The organism is Streptomyces sp. ATCC 21386, from assembly GCF_018728545.1.
Classification (GTDB): Bacteria; Actinomycetota; Actinomycetes; order Streptomycetales; family Streptomycetaceae; genus Streptomyces.
Genome location: NZ_JAAVVL010000001.1, coordinates 7,940,458 through 7,964,528 on the forward strand (window position 1 = coordinate 7,940,458; position 24,071 = coordinate 7,964,528).

15 protein-coding genes are annotated in these 24,071 nt (G+C 71.0%); 3 read left to right on the plus strand and 12 right to left on the minus strand.

Translation table 11 applies throughout. From position 1 onward, the window contains the following. Positions 1 to 35 precede the first annotated feature (35 nt). On the minus strand, positions 36 to 2,426 hold the full coding sequence (locus tag GWK25_RS34065) for an ATP-binding SpoIIE family protein phosphatase (protein ID WP_215455391.1): 2,391 nt from the start codon (positions 2,424 to 2,426) through the stop codon (positions 36 to 38). A 104-nt stretch (positions 2,427 to 2,530) separates the two neighbouring features. Here GWK25_RS34065 and GWK25_RS34070 point away from each other — a divergent pair, with 104 nt between their 5' ends. Continuing rightward, the gene (locus tag GWK25_RS34070; RefSeq protein WP_215455392.1) at positions 2,531 to 6,703 is read left to right on the plus strand and encodes a HAMP domain-containing protein; all 4,173 of its coding nucleotides are present in this window, start codon (positions 2,531 to 2,533) and stop codon (positions 6,701 to 6,703) included. Continuing rightward, positions 6,700 to 7,317 carry a two-component system response regulator gene (locus GWK25_RS34075; RefSeq protein WP_215455393.1) on the plus strand — a complete coding sequence of 206 codons (618 nt, stop codon included), beginning with the start codon at positions 6,700 to 6,702 and terminating at the stop codon, positions 7,315 to 7,317. The genes GWK25_RS34070 and GWK25_RS34075 overlap by 4 nt, the downstream gene beginning before the upstream one ends. Positions 7,318 to 7,372: 55 nt before the next feature. Here GWK25_RS34075 and GWK25_RS34080 read toward each other — a convergent pair whose 3' ends face one another. Both GWK25_RS34080 and lepA read right to left on the minus strand, forming a co-directional pair. Beyond that, the gene (locus GWK25_RS34080) at positions 7,373 to 9,250 is read right to left on the minus strand and encodes a long-chain fatty acid--CoA ligase (RefSeq protein WP_215455394.1); all 1,878 of its coding nucleotides are present in this window, start codon (positions 9,248 to 9,250) and stop codon (positions 7,373 to 7,375) included. 300 nt (positions 9,251 to 9,550) lie between these two features. Continuing rightward, the gene (lepA, locus tag GWK25_RS34085) at positions 9,551 to 11,419 is read right to left on the minus strand and encodes a translation elongation factor 4 (RefSeq protein WP_215455395.1); all 1,869 of its coding nucleotides are present in this window, start codon (positions 11,417 to 11,419) and stop codon (positions 9,551 to 9,553) included. Positions 11,420 to 11,633: 214 nt separating this feature from the next. Between lepA and rpsT the strand changes: the two genes are divergently transcribed. Beyond that, a complete protein-coding gene (rpsT, locus tag GWK25_RS34090; protein WP_215455396.1) occupies positions 11,634 to 11,900 on the plus strand; it encodes a 30S ribosomal protein S20 in 267 nt (88 codons plus the stop codon). Positions 11,901 to 12,301: 401 nt separating this feature from the next. Here the strand turns inward: rpsT and holA are convergent, their stop codons facing one another. From holA to leuS, 9 genes are all read right to left on the minus strand, one after another. Further along, on the minus strand, positions 12,302 to 13,288 hold the full coding sequence (gene holA / locus GWK25_RS34095) for a DNA polymerase III subunit delta (protein ID WP_184894175.1): 987 nt from the start codon (positions 13,286 to 13,288) through the stop codon (positions 12,302 to 12,304). A gap of 87 nt (positions 13,289 to 13,375) precedes the next feature. Continuing rightward, complete coding sequence (locus GWK25_RS34100; RefSeq protein ID WP_184894173.1) at positions 13,376 to 13,621, minus strand: hypothetical protein; 246 nt, start codon at positions 13,619 to 13,621, stop codon at positions 13,376 to 13,378. Positions 13,622 to 13,692: 71 nt separating this feature from the next. After that, on the minus strand, positions 13,693 to 14,109 hold the full coding sequence (locus tag GWK25_RS34105) for a hypothetical protein (RefSeq protein WP_215455397.1): 417 nt from the start codon (positions 14,107 to 14,109) through the stop codon (positions 13,693 to 13,695). A 77-nt stretch (positions 14,110 to 14,186) separates the two neighbouring features. Next, the gene (locus GWK25_RS34110) at positions 14,187 to 14,996 is read right to left on the minus strand and encodes an arylamine N-acetyltransferase (protein ID WP_215455398.1); all 810 of its coding nucleotides are present in this window, start codon (positions 14,994 to 14,996) and stop codon (positions 14,187 to 14,189) included. Positions 14,997 to 15,000: 4 nt separating this feature from the next. Further along, positions 15,001 to 17,553 (minus strand): ComEC/Rec2 family competence protein, encoded by a 2,553-nt coding sequence (locus GWK25_RS34115; protein WP_215457797.1) that lies wholly within the window; start codon positions 17,551 to 17,553, stop codon positions 15,001 to 15,003. Positions 17,554 to 17,648: 95 nt separating this feature from the next. Next, positions 17,649 to 18,698, minus strand: coding sequence for a ComEA family DNA-binding protein (locus GWK25_RS34120; RefSeq protein WP_215455399.1), 1,050 nt, complete (start codon positions 18,696 to 18,698; stop codon positions 17,649 to 17,651). Between the two features lie 262 nt (positions 18,699 to 18,960). Then, positions 18,961 to 19,806 carry a DegV family protein gene (locus tag GWK25_RS34125; RefSeq protein ID WP_215455400.1) on the minus strand — a complete coding sequence of 282 codons (846 nt, stop codon included), beginning with the start codon at positions 19,804 to 19,806 and terminating at the stop codon, positions 18,961 to 18,963. A gap of 90 nt (positions 19,807 to 19,896) precedes the next feature. Continuing rightward, positions 19,897 to 20,676 carry a hypothetical protein gene (locus GWK25_RS34130; RefSeq protein WP_215455401.1) on the minus strand — a complete coding sequence of 260 codons (780 nt, stop codon included), beginning with the start codon at positions 20,674 to 20,676 and terminating at the stop codon, positions 19,897 to 19,899. Positions 20,677 to 20,900: 224 nt separating this feature from the next. After that, the gene (gene leuS / locus GWK25_RS34135; RefSeq protein ID WP_215455402.1) at positions 20,901 to 23,768 is read right to left on the minus strand and encodes a leucine--tRNA ligase; all 2,868 of its coding nucleotides are present in this window, start codon (positions 23,766 to 23,768) and stop codon (positions 20,901 to 20,903) included. Positions 23,769 to 24,071: the final 303 nt, after the last annotated feature.

Below are 24,071 nucleotides of genomic sequence, written 5' to 3' on the forward strand. Positions count from 1 at the left end.
CGGCCGACGGTTCCCGTCGCCGGCTGCGGCGGTCGTCACTCCGCCCGCAGCACCAGGAGCGCCAGGTCGTCGTCCGGTGGCCGTTCGCCGAACTCGTGCACGAGGCGGCGGATGCGTTCGGCGATCAGCTGGGCGTCGAGGCCGGCGCAGCCGGAGAGCGCCGTGGCGAGGCCGTCGCCGTCGTCGAACATGCGCGGGCCGCTGCGCCGCTCGGTGACCCCGTCGGTCACACAGAGCAGCGTGTCGCCGCAGCGCAGCTCGAACGTCTCGGAGACGTACTCGGTGTCCTCGATCACGCCCAGCAGCGTCTGTGGCTCGGCCACGGTGCGGACGTCGCCGTCCGGGCCGAGGAGCAGCGGCAGCGGGTGCCCGGCGGAGGCGAGGGTGCAGCGGACGCCGCCGGGGACGGGGACCAGCTCGCCGTAGAGGAGGGAGAGGAATCGGGTCTGGGAGGCGTCGGGGTCGACGAGGCCGGGGTCGCCTGCGGTGACCAGGGCGCGGGCGGCGGCGTCGGCGGCCTCGGTCGCGTCGTCGAGGAGGAGCTGGTTGAGGCGGTCGAGCACGTCGGCCACGCCGTAGCCCTCGCGGGCGAGCAGCCGCAGCCAGGGCCGGGCGAGACCGATGACCACGGCGGCCTCCGGGCCCTTGCCCTGGACGTCGCCGATCGCGAAGCACCAGCGGCCCCGGCCGGCGGGGAACAGGTCGTAGAAGTCGCCGCTGGGTCCGCCCTTGTCGCACGGCTCGTACACCAGGGCGCTCGACACCCCGGGGATCTCGGCGACCGCGCCCGGCAGCAGGCCGCGCTGGAGCACCCGGCTGATGGTCACCTGGCGTGCGTACTGGCGGGCCGCGCCGATGGACAGCGCGATGCGTCGGCTGAGGTCCTCGACCAGCCCGGTCACCTCGTCGGGGAACCGGAGCAGCCCGGCCCGCCCGATGACGAGCGTCCCGAGCGGCCGCCCTCCGGCGATCAGCCGATAGGCAAGCGCGGCCCCACCTTCGCACTCCCGCACGGGCCCGTCGTCGCACTCCCGCACGGGCCCGTCGTCGCACTCCCGCACGTGCCCGTCGTCACGCACCCGCACGTGCCCGCCTTCACGCTCCCGCGCGGGTCCGGCGTCACGCTCCCGCAAGGCGCCGCCGTCACGCTCTCTCTCCGCCCCGCAGTCAGGCTCCTGCACCGGCCCGCCCGTACCCGCCCCCGACGCCCCTTCGGCACCAGCCCTGGACGCCCCGCCCGCACTCGCCCCCACCGGCCGATCCTCCCCGTCCGGCTCCGGCCACGGGACGGGGACCGCCCTCGACCGCACGGAATCGGGCAGTCTCGGCGGGTTCCTCTCCAGGGCCCGGCGCAGTTCCTCGATGCGGTTCTCGCTGCCGTGCCAGACGCGGGCGAGCCGCGGCGCGGGGCCCAGCGACCCGTCGCCGCCGCGCCAGCCCAGCCCCTCGTCCTCCAGCCACACCGCGCACCAGTCGGCCAGCCTCGGCACCAGCAGCTGCCCGGCGAGCGCGGCGACCAGATCCTCGTCGAGCTGCCCGGCGAGCAGGTCGGACGCCTCGGCCAGGAAGGAGAGCGCGCCCCGGTTCAACCACTCCCGGTCGCGCTCCCCACCACCCGGGGGTGCGGGCGCGATCAGATCGACCGGGTCCGGGCCCTGCTCACCGGCGCCCTCGACGCCGTCTCCGACGCGACCGGAGTACGCCCGCGCACCGCCGGGCTCTCGCGCGTCTTCCGCGCCGGCGTACGCCGGCGCATCGTCGATCCGCCGCACATCCGCGGCACCGGCGTACGCCTGCGCGGCCTCTGCCCCCATCCCGGACCCGTCACCGGCGTACGCCTCGAACGCGTCCTCCACCGCCATCGCCCCGTCGACCGACAGCCGGGCCCAGACGGTCTTCGTGCCGGTCCGGTAGGTGATCCCCCAGGCTTCGGAGAGCGCCGCGACGAGGCGCAGGCCGCGTCCGTACTCGGCGGCCCCGTAAGGCCGTTCGACGAGGTAGGGGCGTTCGGCGCCCTCGTCCCGTACCGCCCGGGAGGGATGGTGGTCCGAGACCTCGACGAGCAGCCACCCGGCGGAGGCCGGGTCGTCACGCCCCAGACGGCAGAACAGCTCGACATCCGTGCCCGCGTGGACGACCGCGTTGGTGACCAGCTCACTGACCACGACGAGGGCGTCCTCGACGAGGCGGGCGGAGAGGGCCGCGGCGCCCGGCAGGTCGAGTTCGGCCCACTCCGCGAACGTGCTGCCGACGAAGCGCCGGGCGGCTCCCGGCGCGAGCGGTCCGCCGGGCAGAGACACGTGCACCACCGTGCGCCGGTCCGCGCCCGCGTACGCGGATCCGGCAGACAGCGCCTCCGCCCCGACGCGCGCGGGCGCATCGGGCGCGCAGGACGCGGTCTCCCGTTGCGTCGGAATGGCCCCCACTGAGCGGCTCCCTGAGAAAGTTCGGACGAATAGGCCTCAGGCGGCACGGACAGAGTGACAGACTGACCACGCCCATAAGCGCCGAGTTACCGAAGTGGGCCACCATGAGTGAGAACAGTGCTACGCGGGTGCTCCGAGACGGTCAAAAAGACATCCAAACGGACGTTCTGATCCGGGCATCCGATCTCCGCGCGCTGACCGCGGCCATGACCGCCGCCCGCGACGGCAGCTTCACGAAAGTCGCGGAGGCGGGCCCCGCCCCGGTGGCGGAGCTGTGCGCCCTCTTCAACCAGATCATCGACCGCAGCACCCACTTCGGCACCGAAGTGCAGCGTGTGCGGCGGGAGTTGGTCCGGCACGGGCGTCTGGACGAGCGGCTGTCGGCCAGCCCGGGCCAGGGCGCCTGGGCGACCCGCGTCGACGACGTGAACCAGACGCTCGACGCCCTGGTCGCCCCCGCCGCCAACGCCACCCGCGTACTGGACGCGGTGGCCGGCGGCGACCTCACCCAGCGGGTCGACCTGCACGACGGCAACCGTCAACTCAGGGGTGACCTGCGGCGGTTGGGTCGGGCCGTGAACAAGATGGTCGACCAGCTGTCCCTGTTCACCGGTGAGGTGACCCGGGTCGCCCGCGAGGTCGGTACGGAGGGCCGGCTCGGCGGCCGGGCCAAGGTGCGCGGCCTGTCCGGGAGTTGGCGGGACGTGACCGAGGCGGTCAACACCATGGCCGCCAGACTGACCGCGCAGGTGCGGGACATCGCCCTGGTGACCACCTCGGTGGCGCGCGGCGACCTCACCCGTACGGTGACGGTCGAGGCGACCGGCGAGTTGCTCGAACTGAAGCTCACCGTGAACACGATGGTCGATCAGCTGTCCGCCTTCGCCGACGAGGTCACCCGCGTGGCCCGCGAGGTCGGCACCGAGGGGCAGCTCGGCGGCCGCGCGCAGGTCCGGGGCGTCTCCGGCGTCTGGAAGGACCTCACCGACAACGTCAACTTCATGGCGGACAACCTGACCTCCCAGGTCCGCAACATCGCCCTCGTCTCCACGGCCGTCGCACAGGGCGACCTCGGCAAGAAGATCACCGTCGAGGCCAAGGGCGAGATCCTGGAGCTGAAGTCGACCATCAACACCATGGTCGACCAGCTCTCCGCCTTCGCCGACGAGGTCACCCGCGTCGCCCGCGAGGTCGGCACCGAGGGCAACCTCGGCGGCCGCGCGCAGGTCCGGGGCGTCTCCGGCGTCTGGAAGGACCTCACCGACAACGTCAACTTCATGGCGGACAACCTGACCTCCCAGGTCCGCAACATCGCCCTCGTCTCCACGGCCGTCGCACAGGGCGACCTCGGCAAGAAGATCACCGTCGAGGCCAAGGGCGAGATCCTGGAGCTGAAGTCGACCATCAACACCATGGTCGACCAGCTCTCCGCCTTCGCCGACGAGGTCACCCGCGTCGCCCGCGAGGTCGGCACCGAGGGCAACCTCGGCGGTCAGGCGCAGGTGCGGGGCGTGTCGGGCGTCTGGAAGGACCTCACCGACAACGTCAACTTCATGGCGCTGAACCTGACCTCCCAGGTCCGCAACATCGCCCAGGTCACCACAGCCGTCGCCAACGGCGACCTCTCCAAGAAGATCACCGTCGACGCGCGCGGCGAGATCCTGGAACTGAAGGACACCGTCAACACGATGGTGGAACAGCTGCGGGCCTTCGCCGACGAGGTGACGAGGGTGGCCCGCGAGGTCGGCACCGACGGCGCGCTCGGCGGCCGGGCCCAGGTGCTGGGCGTGTCCGGTGTCTGGCGGGACCTCACCGACAACGTCAACTACATGGCGGACAACCTGACCTCCCAGGTCCGCAACATCGCCCAGGTCACCACAGCCGTCGCCAACGGCGACCTCTCCAAGAAGATCGACGTGGACGCGCGCGGCGAGATCCTGGAGCTGAAGACCGCCATCAACACGATGGTCGACACCCTCTCCTCCTTCTCCTCCGAGGTCACCCGGGTCGCCCGCGAGGTCGGCTCGGAGGGGCAACTCGGCGGTCAGGCACGGGTGGAGGGCGTCTACGGCACCTGGAAGCGGCTGACGACGAACGTCAACGAGCTCGCCCTGAACCTGACCACCCAGGTGCGCGCGATCGCCGAGGTCGCCTCGGCCGTGGCCCAGGGCGACATGTCCCGCTCCATCACGGTGGAGGCGCGCGGCGAGGTCGCCGAGCTCAAGGACAACATCAACCTGATGGTGGCGAACCTCCGCGAGACCACCCGCGCGAAGGACTGGCTGGAGTCCAACCTCGCCCGGCTCGCCGCCCTGATGCAGGGCCACCGCGACCTGATGGAGGTCGCCGACCTGATCCTGCGCGAGCTGACCCCGTTGGTGAACGCCCAGTACGGCGCCTTCTACCTGGCCGACCCCGACGAGGACGGCGCGGCCCCGCTCCCGGTGGCGCCCACCAAGGGCCTCGCCTTCATCGCGGGCTACGGCGCGGCGCAGGGCGCGACCGTCGAGACCGGTGGTCTGCCCGTGCACGGTCTGGTCGCGCAGGCGGCCCGCGAGAAGAAGCGGATCCTGGTGGACGAGGCCCCGCCGGGGTACATCAAGATCAACAGCGGCCTCGGCGAGGCCTCCCCGTCCAGCGTCGTCATCATCCCGATCCTCTTCGAGGACAAGCTCCTCGGCGTGATCGAGCTGGCGTCCTTCTCCCGCTTCTCCGACGTCCACCTGGCGTTCTTCGACCAGTTCGTGAACACCATCGGTGTCGCCATCAACACCATCATCGCCAACTCCCGTACGGAGTCCCTCCTCGGCGAGTCCCAGCGCCTGGCCATGCAACTCCAGGAACGCTCGGACGAACTGCAGATGCAGCAGGCGGAGTTGCAGCGCTCCAACGCCGAACTGGAGGAGAAGGCCGCGCTGCTGGCGACCTCCTCGCAGTACAAGTCCGAGTTCCTGGCGAACATGTCGCACGAGCTGCGCACCCCGCTGAACTCCCTGCTGATCCTGGCGCGACTGCTCTCCGACAACCCGGACGGCCATCTCACCGACCAGGAGGTCCAGTTCGCCACCACGATCCACCGCTCCGGCTCGGACCTCCTCCAGCTGATCAACGACATCCTCGACCTGTCGAAGATCGAGGCGGGCCGGATGGACGTACGCCCGAAGCGCCTGCCGCTGATCAAGCTCCTGGACTACGTCCACGCGACGTTCCGGCCGCTCACCCTCGACCGGGGCCTGGCCTTCGAGGTGACGGTCGGCGAGGACGTCCCCCGCGAGATGTACTCGGACGAGCAGCGCCTCCAGCAGATCCTGCGCAACCTCCTCTCCAACGCGATCAAGTTCACCGCGTCCGGCCGGGTCGAGCTGACCGTCAGCCGCGTCAAGGACCCCGACCACCGCTACACCCGCGAGGACCACGACGAGGTGATCGCCTTCGCCGTATCGGACACCGGCATCGGCATCGCGGCAGAGAAACTCCCGGTGATCTTCGAGGCGTTCCAGCAGGCCGACGGCACCACCAACCGCAAGTACGGCGGCACGGGCCTCGGTCTGTCCATCAGCCGCGAGATCGCCGGCCTGCTCGGCGGTCGCATCATCGCGGAGAGCGTCCCCGGCAGGGGCTCGACCTTCACCCTGTACGTCCCGGTCTTCAGCCCGGGGCACGGGGTGACGGGCCCGGTGGTCGAGGAGCACGGCAGCCTCGTCCCCGAGCAGCTGGCCGCAGATCCCTTCCTGGCCGCGCACGACGGGGAGGTGCACGACGGCGACGACTCCTGGCCGGCCCCCACCAAGCTGGAGGCGTGGAAAGTGGGGCGCGCGGGCCAGGTGCTGCCCGGCCGCCGGGTGCTGATCGTCGACGACGACATCCGCAACGTCTTCGCGCTCACCCATGTCCTGGGCCGGGTCGGCATGCCCGTCCTGTACGCGGAGAACGGACGCGAGGGCATCGAGACCCTGGAACGCAACCCGGACGTCGAACTCGTCCTGATGGACATCATGATGCCGGAGATGGACGGCTACGAGACGATCTCCGCCATCCGTCGCACCCCGCGCTGGGCGGGTCTGCCCATCGTCGCCCTCACCGCCAAGGCGATGCCCGGCGACCGCGAGAAGTCCATCGCCCGTGGCGCCAACGACTACGTACCGAAGCCGGTGGACGTCGACCAGCTGCTCACGGTCGTCTGCGCGGTCCTCGACCCGGAGACCCCCCAGGGTCCGCAGAGCGCCGAGCCGTCCCCCGGGAAACGCACCGAAGAGAACGAGGCACCTTCACCATGACCCCTCAGGACCGGACCGACCAAAGCGCGGGCATCCTCCTCGTCGACGACATGGAGGACAACCTGCTCGCCCTGGAGGCCGTCCTGGCATCCCTCAACGAGCCGCTCGTCCGCGCCCGTTCGGGCGAGGAGGCGATGAAGGCCCTCCTGCGGCACCGGTTCGCCGTCGTCCTCCTCGACATCCGGATGCCCGGCATGGACGGCTTCGAGACCGCCGCCCACATCAAGCGCCTCGACCAGACGAAGGACGTCCCGATCATCTTCCTCACCGGCACGGACGCCGACACCGGCTACGCCTTCCGCGGCTACGCCACCGGCGCCGCCGACTACCTCACCAAACCCTTCGACCCCTGGGTGTTACGGGCGAAGGTCAGCGTCTTCCTGGACCTGCATCGCAAGACCCGGGAACTGGAGACCCTGCGGGCGATCCGACGGGAGGAGGCGGAGGAACTCGACACCCGCCTGGCGACACTGGAAAAACAACTGGCCACACCCACACCGGACGTGACCGAGATACGAGCACAGATACGCGACCTGCGAACCCTGGTGAAGACCGACAGCGCCCCTTGGGGGCGCGGGGAACCGCGCGACCAGCCACCACGAACGCGCAGCTGAAGGACGGCCCGCAGTTCCCCGGCTTTCCCGGCTTTCCCGGCTTTCCCGGAGAGCGCTACGCCTCGCGCGCCCCCGCGTACATGTCCTCGATCAGGTGCCGGTACTCCTTCTCCACCACCGGCCGCTTCAGCTTCAGGCTCGGCGTCAGCTCACCGTGCTCCACATCGAGATCCCGCGGCAGCAGGCGGAACTTCTTGATCGTCTGCCACCGCTGCAAGCCCTCGTTGAGCTGCTTGACGTACCCGTCGACCATCTCGACCGTGGCCGGCGCCGCGATGATCTCCTCGTACGACTTCCCGGCCAGCCCGTTCTCCGCGGCCCACCCCTGGAGGGACGGCTCGTCGAGGGCGATGAGGGCCGTGCAGAAGTTCCGGTCCGCGCCGATCACCATCACGTTGGAGGTGAAGGGGCACAGCGACTTGAACTGCCCCTCGATCTCGGTCGGCGCGATGTACTTGCCGCCGGAGGTCTTGAACAGGTCCTTCTTCCGGTCGGTGATGCGCAGGTAGCCGTCGGGCGAGAGCTCCCCGATGTCGCCGGTGTGGAACCACCCGTCGGCCTCCAGCACCTCCGCCGTCTTCTCCGGCAGGCCGTGGTAGCCCTCCATCACACCGGGGCCGCGCAGCAGGATCTCGCCGTCGTCGGCGATCCGCACCTCGCAGCCGGGCAGCGGCTTGCCGACCGTACCGGTGCGGTACGCCTCGCCGGGGTTGACGAAGGACGCCGCCGAGGTCTCGGTCAGGCCGTAGCCCTCCAGGATGTGGATGCCGGCGCCGGCGAAGAAGAAGCCGATGTCGGGCGCGAGCGCGACCGAACCGGAGACACAGGCCCGCAGCCGGCCGCCGAACGCCTCGCGGAGCTTGGCGTACACCAGCGTGTCGGCGATCTTGTGCTTCGCGCCGAGCGCGAACGGCACCGAGGCGGTGCCGGTACGGCGGAAGTTGTCCTGGCTGACCTTGGCGTACTCGCGGGAGACCCCGGCCGCCCACTGGAAGATCTTGTACTTGGCCGGGCCGCCCGCGCGGGCCTTGGCGACGACGCCGTTGTAGACCTTCTCGAAGATGCGGGGCACGGCCGCCATGTACGTCGGCTGCACCACCGGAAGGTTCTCAATGATCTTGTCGATCCGGCCGTCCACGGCGGTGACGTGCCCGACCTCGATCTGACCGCTGGTGAGCACCTTGCCGAACACGTGCGCGAGCGGCAGCCACAGGTACTGCACGTCCTCGGCGCTGACCAACCCGGTCGCGGCGATCGCCTTCGCCATGTACGACCAGTTGTCGTGCGGCAGCCGGACACCCTTGGGGCGCCCGGTGGTACCGGAGGTGTAGATGAGGGTGGCGAGCTGGTCCTTGGTGATCGCGCCGACCTTCTCCTTGATCAGGTCGGGATTCTTCTCCAGGTACGCGGCGCCGCGCTTCTCCAGCTCGGCCAGGGAGAGGACCCAGTCCTCCGAAAGGTCCGCCCCCTCGATGTCGATGACGACGACATGCGTCAGGTCGGGCAGCTCGGCCTTCTTCTCCCGGGCCTTGGCGAGCTGAGCCGCGTCCTCGGCGATGAGGACCCGACTGGCGGAGTCCGCGAGGATGTACGCCGACTCCTCGGCGTTGGTCTGCGGATAGACGGTCGTGGTGGCGGCGCCGGCGCACATGATGCCGAGGTCGGCGAGGATCCACTCGATGCGCGTCGACGAGGCGAGGGCTACGCGCTGCTCCGGCTGCACGCCCAGCTCGATCAGTCCGGCCGCGACGGCGTACACCCGTTCGGCCGACTGCGCCCAGCTCAGCGACTTCCAGTCGGAGGGCCCCTCCCCGGAGGCCGGTGGCACCGGGTAGCGGTAGGCCTCGCCGTCGGGCGTGGCCGCCACGCGCTCGAGGAAGAGGGCCGCCACCGAGGGCGGACGGTTCTCGATCAGGGTCTGTGTGTCGCTCACGACATCCTCCGGGGCACGCGACAGTACAGCTGACTCACGGACTGTGCGGCTGGCTCAAAGCGGCTGTTGTTTAACTCGCGAGTAACCATCGAGTGGTGATCAGGGTAGAGCGAGGTCGGCCGGTTGGTAAGGGGCGGCGGGCAGTCACTTTCCACCGAGAACTACCGTACGAACACGCCCCGACGCCTCTGGGAAGACCTACGGGCCCGCCGCGCCGAAACGCGACGGGCCCGCATTGTGCCCGAGTTTCCGGGGGTAACAGTGGTCACCCCGCGGTCGGCGACCACCGGTCGCCGTTGGCTACTTCTTGCCCTTGCCGCCGCCGGCGCTGTCATCGCTGGACAGAACGGCGATGAAGGCCTCCTGCGGAACCTCCACGGAGCCCACCATCTTCATCCGCTTCTTGCCTTCCTTCTGCTTCTCCAGCAGCTTCCGCTTCCGGGAGATGTCACCGCCGTAGCACTTGGCGAGGACGTCCTTGCGGATGGCGCGGATGGTCTCGCGGGCGATGACACGCGAGCCGATGGCCGCCTGGATGGGCACCTCGAAGGCCTGCCGCGGGATGAGCTCGCGCAGCTTGGCGACGAGCCGCACCCCGTAGGCGTACGCCGCGTCCTTGTGCGTGATCGCGGAGAAGGCGTCGACCTTGTCACCGTGCAGCAGGATGTCGACCTTGACGAGGCTGGAGGTCTGCTCGCCCGTGGGCTCGTAGTCCAGCGACGCGTACCCGCGCGTCTTCGACTTCAGCTGGTCGAAGAAGTCGAAGACGATCTCCGCGAGCGGCAGCGTGTACCGGATCTCGACCCGGTCCTCCGACAGGTAGTCCATGCCGAGCAGGGTGCCGCGCCGGGTCTGGCACAGCTCCATGATCGAGCCGATGAACTCGGTCGGCGCGAGGATCGTGGCCCGCACGACGGGCTCGTACACCTCGTTGATCTTGCCTTCGGGGAACTCGCTCGGGTTGGTGACCGTGTGCTCGGTGCCGTCCTCCATGACGACGCGGTACACGACGTTCGGCGCGGTGGCGATGAGGTCGAGCCCGAACTCGCGCTCCAGCCGCTCCCGGATCACGTCGAGGTGCAGCAGCCCGAGGAAACCGACGCGGAAACCGAAGCCCAGCGCGGCGGACGTCTCCGGCTCGTACACGAGCGCGGCGTCGTTGAGCTGGAGCTTGTCGAGCGCGTCACGCAGCTCGGGGTAGTCGGACCCGTCCAGCGGATACAGGCCGGAGAAGACCATCGGCTTGGGGTCCTTGTACCCCCCGAGCGCCTCGGTCGCCCCCTTCGCCTGGCTGGTGATCGTGTCACCGACCTTGGACTGCCGGACGTCCTTCACGCCGGTGATGAGGTAGCCCACCTCACCGACGGCCAGCCCGTCGGCGGGCAGCATCTCGGGCGAGTTGGTCCCGATCTCCAGCAGCTCGTGCGTGGCGCCGGTGGACATCATCCGGATCCGCTCGCGCTTGTTGAGCTGCCCGTCGATCACACGGACGTACGTGACCACGCCCCGGTACGAGTCATATACCGAGTCGAAGATCATCGCGCGGGCGGGCGCGTCCTTGACGCCGACCGGCGCCGGAACCTCGGCCACGACCCGGTCGAGCAGCGCGTCGACCCCCACACCCGTCTTCGCGGAGACCTTCAGCACGTCCTCGGGATCGCACCCGATGAGGTTCGCCAGTTCCTCGGAGAACTTCTCCGGCTGCGCGGCCGGCAGGTCGATCTTGTTCAGCACGGGGATGATCTTGAGGTCGTTCTCCATCGCCAGGTAGAGGTTGGCGAGGGTCTGGGCCTCGATCCCCTGGGCCGCGTCGACGAGGAGGACGGTCCCCTCACAGGCCGCCAGCGACCGCGACACCTCGTACGTGAAGTCGACGTGCCCGGGGGTGTCGATCATGTTGAGGATGTGCGTGTTGCCCGGATCGCCGGTCGGCGCCCAGGGCAGACGGACCGCCTGGGACTTGATCGTGATTCCGCGCTCACGCTCGATGTCCATGCGGTCGAGGTACTGAGCACGCATCTGCCGCTGCTCGACCACGCCGGTCAGCTGGAGCATCCGGTCGGCGAGCGTGGACTTGCCGTGGTCGATGTGCGCGATGATGCAGAAATTGCGGATCAGAGCCGGGTCGGTACGGCTCGGCTCGGGCACATGGCTAGGGATCGCGGGCACGCAGGGTCCTGATTCTTGAGGCGTCCGCAGCCGTCTGCGGTCTCGGGTCGGATCGGGTCTGGCGGGGCTGTACGTAGGCACCATGGTCCCACGGGTGGAGGGCTGGGACCGGTTTGGGCCGACGCGAGAGCTGCTGGTAACGTGGGCGGCTGTGTCTCATGCCCTCTCTGCAGGAGGCACATCCCAAGGAAAACCAAGCTGAAAAGGCTCTTTCGTGGCGAACATCAAGTCCCAGATCAAGCGGAACAAGACCAACGAGAAGGCGCGCCTTCGCAACAAGGCCGTCAAGTCGTCGCTCAAGACCGCGATCCGCAAGGCCCGTGAGGCCGCTGCCGCGGGTGACGTCGAGAAGGCCACCGAGTACCAGCGCGCTGCCGCGCGTCAGCTCGACAAGGCCGTCTCGAAGGGCGTCATCCACAAGAACCAGGCCGCCAACAAGAAGTCGGCGCTTGCTTCCAAGGTCGCCACCCTCCAGGGCTGAGCTTCACCTTTGATCTGATCGTCGGCTGGTCCCAAGGGCGGGCCCTCTCTCATCCGCTCCCACCCGACACCCCGGATCCGCACGCGGCCTGCGTTCGCCACGCGGGTGCGGATCCACCGTCTTGAACCGAAGGCCCCGTCGCCGCCCCTTCCCCGGGAGGGCCGACGGTGCCTTCGGCATGCCACAGGTGAGCACGCCGGAGGCCGAAGTCGCTCACGGGCGCCGGGCGATCGCGGGCTTCTCAGGGCCGCAGGGAACCGCAGCCGTTCAAGGGGCGCGGGGAACTGCGCGAGAACCCCCACGCACCCGCACCTACCCACTCACCGCCCCTCCCCCTCGGCCCGGCGTCGAAGGGGCGGCGCCCCTGGGACGGGACGGGTAGGGGCGCCGGGGGCGGAAAGTCACCCCCGACGCGACCGCGCCGCCCGCGCGATCACCACAACCGCCTTCTCCAACGCGTACTCGGGATCATCTCCGCCACCCTTGACCCCCGCATCCGCCTCAGCCACCGCCCGCAAGGCGACAGCCACCCCGTCCGGCGTCCACCCGCGCATCTGCTGCCGCACCCGATCGATCTTCCACGGCGGCATCCCCAACTCCCGCGCGAGATCCGCGGGCCGCCCACCCCGCGCCGACGACAGCTTCCCGATCGCCCGCACGCCCTGGGCCAGCGCACTGGTGATCAACACCGGCGCCACCCCCGTCGCCAGCGACCACCGCAGCGCCTCCAAGGCTTCCGCCGCCCGTCCCTCGACGGCCCGGTCGGCCACCTCGAAACTCGACGCCTCGGCCCGCCCTGTGTAGTACCGCCCGACCACCGCCTCGTCGATGGTCCCCTCGACGTCCGCCACCAACTGCGACGCCGCCGACGCCAACTCCCGCAGATCGCTCCCGATCGCGTCGACGAGCGCCTGGCACGCCTCGGGCGTCGCGGACCGCCCGAGCGTCCGGAACTCCCCCCGCACGAACGCCAGCCGATCCCCCGGCTTCGTCATCTTGGGGCACGCCACCTCCCGCGCCCCCGCCTTGCGCGCCGCGTCCAGCAGCCCCTTGCCCTTGGCGCCGCCCGCGTGCAGCAGCACCAGGGTGATCTCCTCGGCGGGAGCCCCCAGGTACGCCTTCACGTCCTTGACCGTGTCGGCCGACAGATCCTGCGCGTTGCGCACGACCACGACCTTGCGCTCCGCGAAGAGCGACGGACTCGTCAGCTCGGCGAGAGTGCCGGGCTGCAACTGGTCCGAGGTCAGATCCCGCACGTCCGTGTCGGCGTCCGAGGCCTTCGCGGCGGCCACCACCACCTGCACAGCCCGGTCGAGCAGCAGCTCCTCCTGCCCCACGGCCAACGTCACGGGGGCGAGAGGATCATCGTTCACAGTCTTCTTGGCCATCCCGGACAGCATCCCACGGCCCACTGACAACCCGACCGCCCCAAGCCCTGGCCTCCCCCTCAGCGCACGGACCGCCGCGCGGAACGACTACGGCTCCTCTCGCCATCCCTCCCACTCCCCCGCGAACTCGTCCAACGCCACCGGATCGAGCCGCTCCCGCTCGTCCCGCAGCACCACCAGCCACTGCGCGTCCTCGGCGTCGTCCTCCCCGGCCAACGCGTCCCGCACCAGCTGCGGCTCCTCATCCAGCCCGAACCGCTCCCTCAGCGCCTCGACCACTTCCTCCGCGGCATCCCGATCCGGCAACACCAACACATGCCTCACATCACTCACACCCCCATCTTCCGCCACCCCACCCCGCCCCCTCCCCTCCCCTCCCCTCCCCTCCCCTCCGGCCAAAGGCTCTACGACCCGGCGATCTCCTGTCGGAGCCGGTGGGTGAAGCGGCGCAGGAGATCCAACGTCTCCCGGAACTCGGCCCGGCGGTCGTCCCTGCCGTCGGTGGGCCGCGTGCTCCAGACCCTGACCGCGAGAGCGTCGGCGAGATCGACGGTGTCGCTGGAACAGAGCAGGTAGAGGGCCGAGCGTGCCTCCTGCATCCGGTTCACCAACTCGTCGGCCCCGGGGCCGTCGTCACTCAGCCGCGTCTCCTTCAGGTGGTCCAGAAGCTGCACGACGGCCGTGTTGAAGCCGATCCCGGCTTTGAGCTTCTGCTCGCGGAGCCACATACGGTCCTGCCGGCGCGCGGTGAACCACGATCCGAACACCACCCCCATGAGGCCGATGGCGGCCCCTATGGCCACGGGCAGGACGTTCTCCACGGTCAGCTCCCCCCTCGTAAGGTGCCGTCAGGCTACAAGCCCTCCGTACCCCCTCGACGAGCTCGCCCTCACGCGCCTCACGTCACCTTCCCCACCTCCGGCACCCGGTTCAACTCCAGCCCGAAGCGGTTCCTGTACGTCGCCAGCACCTCCGTGTCCGTGCCCAGCTCGGTCACCTCACGGGCGCCCTCCGCCGAGGTGACGGTGAGCGTACGGCCGCTGAGGGTGATGCGGCCGCCGTCCTCCGTGAGCAGGGAGCAGACGAGCGAGCGGGTGAAGTGGGAGGCCGGCGAGGTGCTGTGCCACCACGCCCCCGCCACGAAGTCCCCGAGCACCCTCGGTCGCGTCTCCAGCCGGTACTGCGGCTCGCCGTTGCGGAACACGTCCAGGTCTCCGTACTCCCGGCCCCCGCTCTCCCGGTCCACCTCCGCCACCCGGAACATGCCGCCCGGATCCTCCTGCTCCGTCCGGCTCCCGAACTCCAGCGGATAGTGGCTGTTCGCCCCGAACCCGACATCGGCCAGCCAATCTCCCCCGTCCACCGTCCGCACCCGCAGCACGAGATGGTCGTACGGGATGCCGACCTGCCCCTCATCCCCGTACACCCGCGCCGCGAGCAGTGTCACGTCGAACCCGAGCTTCGAGAGCAACGCCCCGAACGAGCCGTTCAGTTCGTAGCAGAACCCGCCCCTGCGCCGCCCGACCACCTTGTCCAGCAGCCGCCTCTCCTCCAGGACGATCTCCTCACCGAGGTGGATCGACAGGTTCTCGAACGGCACCGCCCGCAGATGGCGCAGGTGCAGTTCGCGCAGTACGTCGACGGTGGGCCAGGCCTGCTGCTCGGCCCCGAGGCGGCGCAGGTAGGCGTCAAGCTCTGCGGTGTCCATGCCCTCAGTCTCGCGCCACGAGCAACTCCTTCGCCGTACCCGCGACGGCGACCGCGCCGTCCTCGTCCGTACGCAGCACCGTGGCACCCCCGGCCTGCAGCGCCGCGACCGTACTGGGCGCCGGATGGCCGTACGGGTTGTCCGCGCCCACGGAGATGAGCGCCAGTCTGGGGGCCATGGCCCGTATCAGTCCCGGATCCTGGTAGGCCGAGCCGTGGTGGGCGACCTTCACCACGTCCACGGCTCCCAGCGCGGCCGCCTCCGGAGACCTCGCCAGCTCACGCTGGCCGGGCGGTTCCAGATCGCCGAGGAGCAGCAGGGTCAGCCCTCCCGAGCGGACGAGCATGGTCACACTGGCGTCGTTCGGGCCGTCCGGCGTGACCGCGTCCCCCGGCGGCCATAGCACCCGCCAGGCGAGACCACCCGTGCGCCGCTCCTCCCCGGCCACTGCCCGTGTCAACGGGATCCCCCGAGCCGCCGCCTCCCCGCGCACGAACGCGGCCTGCTCCACGGGCTCCTCGAACCCCGTCGTCGCGATCGCCCCCACCGAGCGCCCCCGCAGCACCCCCGGCAGCCCCACGACATGGTCGGCGTGGAAGTGGGTGAGGACCACGAGCGGGACCTCGGTGACGCCCAGCGAGGTCAGACAGCGGTCGACCAGCACCGGATCGGGACCCGCGTCCACGACCACCCCGGCTCCGTCTCCCGCCGCGAGGACAGTCGCGTCCCCCTGGCCCACGTCGCACATCACGAAGCGCCAGCCCGGCGGCGGCCACCCCGTGATCACCCTGGTCAGCGGCGGTGGCTGCACCACGACCAGCAGGAACGCCATCAGGCAGGCTCCCACCAGCCACGGATGGCTCACCAGCCGCCGGCCGACGAGGACGACGACCACGGTGACCAGGGCGAGCAGCAGCGCGCCGGTCCAGCTGCCCGGCCAGTCCACGCCCGCGCCCGGCATCGAGGCCCCGGTACGGGCGATGTCCGCGATCCAACCGGCCGGCCAACTCGCGCACCAGGCAAGGCCCTCGGCCACGGGCATCGCCACCGGCGCCGTCGCCAGGGTGGCGAACCCGAGCACCGTCGCCGGGGCCACCGCGAACTCCGCCAGCAGATTGCACGGCACCGCCACCAGGCTCACCTTCGCCGACAGCACGGCCACGACCGGCGCGCACACCGCCTGCGCGGCTCCCGCCGCCGCCAGTGCCTCGGCCGGACGCGGTGGCACCCGGCGCCGCTGGAGCGCCGCACTCCAGCGCGGAGCGAGGGTGAGCAGGGCACCGGTAGCGAGGACGGAGAGCAGAAAGCCGTAACTGCGGGCCAGCCAAGGGTCGTAGAGCACCAGCAGCAGTACCGCCGTCGCCAGGGCCGGGATCAGGGATCTGCGGCGCCCGGTCGCGAGGGCCAGCAGCGCGATCGAACCGCAGGCCGCCGCCCGCACCACGCTCGGGTCCGGTCGGCACACGATCACGAAGCCCAGGGTCAGCGCCCCACCGGCCAGCGCGGTCGCCCGCAACGGGATCCCGAGCCGGGGAGCCAGCCCCCTCCGCTCGGCCCGTTGCGCCAGCCCCGGCGGGCCGATGAACAGGGCCAGCAGGATCGTGAAGTTCGCACCGCTGACAGCCAGGAGATGGGTGAGATCGGTCGCCTTGAACGCCTCGTCCAACTCCGCCGGAACCCGTGAGGTGTCCCCGACGACGAACCCGGGCAGCAAGGCCCGCGCGTCCGGGTCCAGGCCGTCGGTCGCCTCCCGCAGCCCCGCGCGCAACCGCCCCGCGGCCCGCTGCACGGCGCTCGCCTCCTCCACCACGATCGGCGCCCCACCGCCCCGCACCCGCAGCACGCCCGCCACCCGGTCTCCCCCGGCCATGGCCGGCACGGCCTGCGCCACCACCCGCACCCGCGTGGACGGCAACAGCGAGAGCCAGGCCGCCCGACCGGCCCCCGCCTCCACGTCGACGACGACCAGCACCGGGGTCCTCGTGTCGGCGACCGACCCGTCCGGGCTCCGCACACGCCGCACCTCGGCCTGGAGGAGCACCCCTGCGGGGGCCGCGCGATGGCCCTGGATCCGGGGGCGGGTGAGGCGCGGGTCGGAGGTGAGCTCCACCTCCGCCGTCACACGGGCGTACCCCTCGGCCAGGCCGGGCACCGGCCCCCGCCGTAGATCCGCCCCGTGCAGCCCGGCCGAGGCGGCAGCCGCGCCCGCACAGAGCAGCACGGCGGCGACGGACACCTTCGTCCACGCAACGCCCCCACACCCCCGGCGATACCGGAGCCCCTGCCCCCGCACCCGCCCTTGCCCTTGCCCTTGCCCTTGCCCTTGCCCTTGCCCTTGCCCTTGCCCTTGCCCTTGCCCTTGCCCTTGCCAGGCGAGCAGAGCCGCGCCCGCCACCGCACAGACCACAGCCACTCCTGTGACCCACCCCGGCGAGGCGTGCACCGTCAGCGCCGCCGTCACCCACGCGGCCAGCGCCGGTGGCACGAGGCGCAGGTCCGTGGGCCCCTCCTGCCTGGGATGCGGGTCACCGAGCCGACTGCCGGAGGCCACGTGCACGGCGGGGCGCGGCGGACCACCCTGGGCCCCGGCCCCCGCCGGCGCCCTCTCCTCCTCGTCCCCCGCCGGCACCCTCTCCTCCTCTCCCGTCACCCTCATGGCCGTACGAGATTCCGTAGGTCGGCGAAGCGGCGGTCGCCGATGCCGTTCACCTCGCGGAGCTCGTCCACCGAGCGGAAGCCGCCGTGCTGAGTGCGGTAGTCGATGATGTGCTGGGCGAGGACCGGGCCCACTCCGGGCAGGGTGTCCAGTTGGTCGGCGGTGGCCGTATTGAGCGACACGGGGGTCGTGGGCGCCGATCCGGCGACGCCTCCGCCTAACCCGCCCGCACCACCGCCACCCGCGCCCGCTCCCGTCCCCGGCGGCGCACCCGGTGCGGCCACCGGCGCCGGAGTGCCCACCAGGACCTGTTCGCCGTCCACGAGGAGCCGGGCGCGGTTGAGCCCGTCGGTGTCGGCCCCCGGCCGCACCCCGCCCGCCGCCCGAAGCGCGTCGGCGACCCGCGAACCGGCCGGCAACTGCTGGACGCCCGGTCTGCGCACCTTGCCACTGACGTCGACCACGATCGTGGGTACGGCCGACGGAGCCCCCAGCCCGGGCGAGGCGCCCGACGCGGCCGCAGCGCCGTGCCCGGGCTCACCGAACGGTGCTTCCCCAGCCCCTGGCATCGGCGAGGCACCCGGAGCTCCCGCCCGCACCACCTCGGGCGCGGTCACCGGCCGGGGCCGGCCCGCCCAGAAGTGCTGTGCCGCGAACACCGCCGCGACGACCAGCACCACGCTCAGCGCGATCACGCTCTTCCGCTCGATGCCGCACCGCGCCTGCAACCACAGCGGCAGCCGCTCCCGGACGGCCGGTCCCACCCGCTCACGCCACGCTGGACGCACGTCACGACCACGGGACCCGTCCTCGTCCTCGGAAGGCTCCGGCGGCGGCCCATGCCCCAACTCACGGGGCTCCTTGGTCCTTTCGGGAAAGAGCGCCTCCGCGCGCAGACGGAGCGTCTCCGCCGACGCCTGGTGGCGGCGGCCGACCCTGCCCCTCCGCCGCCGAGGACGAGGGTGACGGGCGCGCCCGTCGGAGGAGGGACCCCTGCCGGGGCCGCTGGTGACCGTCGCTGTGCGTGAACGTGATCGAAGTGCCATGCGACGAGGATCAGGCAGACACATCCACTCGCGATGATCTTGCTCAATTCCCGTGGATTACTACCCAGTTGTGGATAACTCCGTCACCCGCACGAGCGAACAAACCGAGCCGCCCACAGCCGAGCTGAGCCGTGCCGCGCGGCGCCCGCCGCAACAAGCCGAGCCGACCCAGCCGCCAAGCCGAGCCAACCCCGGCCGCCAAACCGGGCCAGACCGAGCCGAGGCAAACCCGCCTCGCCTCCTCACCGAAGCGACGCACGCCTCACCGAGGCGACACGATCACGCCCAGCAACCCGGGCCCCGTGTGCGCCCCGATCACCGCCCCGACCTCGCTCACATGCAGATCGGCCAGCCCGGACACCCGGCCCCGCAGCCGCTCCGCGAGCGCGGAGGCCCGCTCGGGCGCCGCGAGATGGTGGACGGCGATGTCGACCGGGGCGCCGCCCGCCCGCTCGGCGACGATCTCCTCCAGGCGGGCGATCGCCCTGGAGGCCGTGCGGACCTTCTCCAGCATCTCGATACGGCCGCCGTCCAGCCGCAGCAGCGGCTTGACCGCCAGCGCGGACCCGAACAGCGCCTGTGCCGCACCGATCCGTCCGCCCCGGCGGAGGTAGTCCAGGGTGTCGACGTAGAAGAACGCGGACGTCCCGGCGGCCCGCTTCTCGGCGGCTGTGACGGCTTCGTCCACTGTGCCGCCCGCCTCCGCGGACTCGGCGGCGGCCAGCGCGCAGAACCCGAGCGCCATCGCGACCATCCCGGTGTCCACGACGCGCACCGGCACGGGTGCCTCGCGGGCCGCGAGCACGGCCGCGTCGTACGTGCCCGAGAACTCGGCGGAGAGGTGGAGCGAGACGATGCCGGTGGCGCCCGACTCCGCGACCCTGCGGTAGGTCTCGGCGAACAGCTCGGGGCTGGGGCGGGAGGTGGTGACGGACCGTCGTTTCTGCAGCGCCTGGGCCAGGGAGCGGGCCGAGATCTCGGTCCCTTCCTCGAGCGCCTGGTCGCCGAGAACCACGGTCAACGGCACCGAGGTGATGTGGTGACGCTCCATCGCCGGCGGCGGCAGGTAGGCCGTGGAATCGGTGACGATCGCGACATGGCGGGACATGAGCTGGAGGTTACCCGCCGAGCCGCTCCGACGGCAGCCCGGCCCCTGTCACCCGCGACCGCGCGGAGCGGTCCGACCGGGCCGAGTGGCTCAAGTGGTGCTCTCCGGGCGGTGCTTCTTCTGCCACGGGTAGGTCGGCCGCGCACTCGGCGGCGTGATCGCGGGCCTGGGCGGCTCCTGACCCCGGGACTCCCCGTCACGGGACGTGCCCGCACCGGACTCGGCACCGCGCGACGCGCCCCCGCCCGAGTCAGGAGCCTGCCAGGTCTGCCCCGTGGAGGCGGTCGGCTCGGGCTTGGGCGCCTCGGGCCACACCGCGGCGGGTTCCGTCGTCCAGTGCCGCAGCGCGCCCGCCTCGACGTCGATCTGCGCGCTGAGCGTGTCCAGGTCGTCCTCCGCGAACTTGCGGGCCCGGTCGTGCGCCGCCCAGCGCAGCGAGTCGGAGGACTCGATGATCCGCTCCGCGCGCTCGCGCAGCGCGGGCAGCCGCTGGGCCAGCTTGGCGCGGTCGGGCTCGGGCTCCAGGCGCCGCAGCTCGTCGTCCAGCTCACGGCCGTGCTTGCTCAGCTGCTCGAAGAGGGCCAGGGACTCCTTGAGCGACTCGTCCTCGCCCACGCCCGCGTGCAACGCCTCCTGGGTGGCCCGCATGGAGGTGCGCAACTTGAGCCGCAGGTCGGCCAGTTGCCCGGCCGGGCCCGGCTGGGCCAGGCTTCTGGCGCGCAGGGTGGTGTCCTCGACGGTCCGCTTGGCCTGCGTGATCGTGCGGTCCACGCCGCGCTTGGCCGCGCCGACCGCCTTCACCGTGGCGTACGCGCCCAGCACCACGAACAGCACGAAGAACAGGGCGACGACTGCGATGACGGCTTCCACGACGCGCTCCTTCTCCGACCGGCACGGGCATGTGCTGCGGCGCTCTTCCACGGTAAACGCAACAGGCAGGTCCCAGGTTCCATCGGAACCCGGAACCTGCCCGTAGGGGACGCCCCCGAACCACGACAGCGACAGCGACAGCGGTGCGCCTACCGGCGGCTACCCCAGGTCACCGCAGAGCCCACCGCGCTCCGCCACATTCACGACGCGGCACGCCGCCGCACTCACGTGACGATGTTCACCAGCTTCGGCGCCCGCACGATCACCTTCCGGATCGGCGCCCCGGCCAGCGCCGCGACCACCTTCTCGTCGCCCAGGGCCACCTTCTCCAGCTCCTCCTCGGAGATGGTCGGCGGCACCTCCAGCCGGGCCTTGACCTTGCCCTTGATCTGGACGACACAGGTGACGGCCTCGTCGACGACGTACGCGGGGTCGGCGTCGGGGAAGTCCTGGTGCACGACCGAGTCGCCGTGCCCCAGCTTGCGCCACAGTTCCTCGGCGATGTGCGGGGCCAGCGGCGCGACCAGCAGGACCAGGGACTCGGCGACGGAGCGGGAGACCGGGCCGCCCACCTTGGTCAGATGGTTGTTCAGCTCGGTGACCTTGGCGATCGCGGTGTTGAACCGCAGACCCTCCAGGTCCTGGCGGACACCGTCGATGGCCTTGTGCAGCACCCGCAGGGTGTCCTCGCCGGGCTCGGTGTCGACGACCGTCACCTCGCCGGTGGCCTCGTCGACGACGTTGCGCCACAGCCGCTGCAGCAGCCGGAACTGGCCCACCACCGCGCGCGTGTCCCACGGCCGGGAGACGTCCAGCGGGCCCATCGCCATCTCGTACAGGCGCAGCGTGTCGGCGCCGTACTCCGCGCAGATGGACTCGGGAGTGACCGCGTTCTTCAGGGACTTGCCCATCTTGCCCAGCAGGCGGCTGACCTTCTCGCCCTGGTAGTAGTAGGCGCCGTCGCGCTCCTCCACCTCGGCGGCCGGCACCGCGAAGCCACGGCTGTCGCGGTAGACGAAGGCCTGGATCATGCCCTGGTTGAACAGCTTGTGGAACGGCTCGGCCGACGAGACGTGCCCCAGGTCGAACAGGACCTTGGACCAGAAGCGCGCGTACAGCAGGTGCAGCACGGCGTGCTCGGCGCCGCCGACGTACAGGTCGACACCGCCGTGCGGCTGGCCCTCGCGCGGACCCATCCAGTACCGCTCGATCTCCGGGTCGACCAGCTTCTCGGAGTTGTGCGGGTCCAGATAGCGCAGCTCGTACCAGCAGGAACCGGCCCAGTTGGGCATGGTGTTGGTCTCACGGCGGTACGGGCGCGGGCCCCGGCCGTCGCCCAGGTCCAGTGTGACGTTCACCCAGTCGGCGTTGCGCGACAGCGGTGTCTCGGGCTGGGTGTCGGCGTCGTCCGGGTCGAAGGTGCGCGGGCTGTAGTCCTCGACCTCGGGCAGCTCCAGCGGCAGCATCGACTCGGGCAGCGAGTGGGCGACGCCGTCCTCGTCGTAGACGATCGGGAAGGGCTCGCCCCAGTACCGCTGGCGGCTGAACAGCCAGTCGCGCAGCCGGAAGTTGACGGTGCCCTCACCGATGCCGGTCCGCTCCAGCCACTCGGTGATGCGCGCCTTCGCCTCGACGACGCCCAGGCCGTCCAGCGAGACGCCCTCACCGGCCGAGTTGACGATCTTCGCGTCGTACGAGACGAAGGCCTCGTCCCACGTCGAGGTGTCGGTGCCCCGGCCGTCCGTGGGCTCGACCACGCAGACGATCGGCAGTTCGAAGGCGCGGGCGAAGTCGAAGTCGCGCGTGTCGTGCGCCGGGACGGCCATGATCGCGCCGGTGCCGTAGCCCATCAGGACGTAGTCGGCGATGAAGACCGGGATCCGCTTCCCGTTGACCGGGTTGGTGGCGAACGAGCCGGTGAAGACGCCTGTCTTGTCCTTCGCCTCGGCCTGCCGCTCGACGTCGGACTTGGAGGCGGCCTGCGCGCGGTAGGCGGCGACGGCCTCGGCGGGGGTCGCGTGCCCGCCGGTCCACACGTCGTGGGTGCCCTCGGGCCAGGCGTCCGGGGTGAACTTGTCGACCAGCGGGTGCTCGGGGGCCAGCACCATGTAGGTCGCGCCGAACAGGGTGTCGGGGCGGGTGGTGAAGACGGTGATGCGCTCCCCGTCGATCGGGAAGTCGACGCGGGCGCCCTCGGAGCGGCCGATCCAGTTGCGCTGCTGCAGCTTGATGGCCTCGGGCCAGTCCAGCTCGTTCAGGTCGTCCAGCAGACGGTCGGCGTACGCCGTGATCCGCATGTTCCACTGGCGCAGCTTGGCCTTGAAGACGGGGAAGTTGCCCCGCTCGGAGCGGCCGTCGGCGGTGACCTCCTCGTTGGCCAGCACGGTGCCCAGGCCGGGGCACCAGTTGACCGGCGCGTCGGAGGCGTACGCCAGGCGGTACTCGCCCAGGACGTCGGCGCGTTCGACGGCGCTCAGCGCGCTCCAGGAGCCGCCGCCGGGCAGCGCGCGCTCACCGGACTCGAACTGGGCGACCAGCTCGGCGATCGGGCGGGCCTTCCTCGCCTCGTCGTCGTACCAGGAGTTGAAGATCTGCAGGAAGATCCACTGGGTCCACTTGTAGTAGTCCGGGTCGATCGTGGCGAACGACCGGCGCTTGTCGTGGCCCAGACCCAGCCTGCGCAGCTGGGACTTCATGTTGTTGATGGCGGCCTCGGTGGTGACCCTGGGGTGCTCGCCGGTGGCCACGGCGTGCTGCTCGGCGGGCAGGCCGAAGGCGTCGAAGCCCAGGGTGTGCAGGACGTTGTGGCCGGTCATCCGCTGGTAGCGGGCGAAGACGTCGGTGGCGATGTAACCCAGGGGGTGGCCGACGTGCAGGCCCGCACCGGACGGGTACGGGAACATGTCCATGATGAACTTCTTGGGACGGGCGGCCAGTTCCGCGTCGCCCGCCAGGTCGCCCGTGGGGTTGGGCGCCGCGTACGTGCCGTCGGCGTCCCAGAAGTCCTGCCAGCGTGCCTCGATCTCGGCCGCGACGGCTGCCGTGTAGCGGTGCGCGGCCACTTCGGCGGCAGCGGGGTTCGTCTCGCTCATGATCCTCAAAGCTCCATCGATCGTCTCTGCCAGCGGGCTGTTCGTCCAGGAAACGAAAAATCCCCTCGCACAGGAGGGGACGCCGCGCTGATGCCGACCACGCCGTCAACGGCGGTCGGGACTGATCAGCGCGGCTCGCTAAGCAGAAGGCGTACGGCACGCATGCGATCAGGGTACCGCAGCCCCGATGGACAGGGACCCGCCGTGTGTCGGCCACAAGATCCGGCCAAAAAAGTTGAACTTTATTCAAATCTTACTTCGCGTAACAGCCGCTAAGGGACATCAGCGATGTGAGATTGGCCC

Coding starts and splice junctions, on each gene's coding strand:
- leuS (WP_215455402.1), bottom strand. CDS start 23,768: ATGAGCGAGACGAACCCCGCTGCCGCCGAAGTGGCCGCGCACCGCTAC.
- GWK25_RS34070 (WP_215455392.1), top strand. CDS start 2,531: ATGAGTGAGAACAGTGCTACGCGGGTGCTCCGAGACGGTCAAAAAGAC.
- holA (WP_184894175.1), bottom strand. CDS start 13,288: ATGGCCAAGAAGACTGTGAACGATGATCCTCTCGCCCCCGTGACGTTG.
- GWK25_RS34125 (WP_215455400.1), bottom strand. CDS start 19,806: ATGTCCCGCCATGTCGCGATCGTCACCGATTCCACGGCCTACCTGCCG.
- GWK25_RS34075 (WP_215455393.1), top strand. CDS start 6,700: ATGACCCCTCAGGACCGGACCGACCAAAGCGCGGGCATCCTCCTCGTC.
- GWK25_RS34120 (WP_215455399.1), bottom strand. CDS start 18,698: ATGGCACTTCGATCACGTTCACGCACAGCGACGGTCACCAGCGGCCCC.
- GWK25_RS34110 (WP_215455398.1), bottom strand. CDS start 14,996: ATGGACACCGCAGAGCTTGACGCCTACCTGCGCCGCCTCGGGGCCGAG.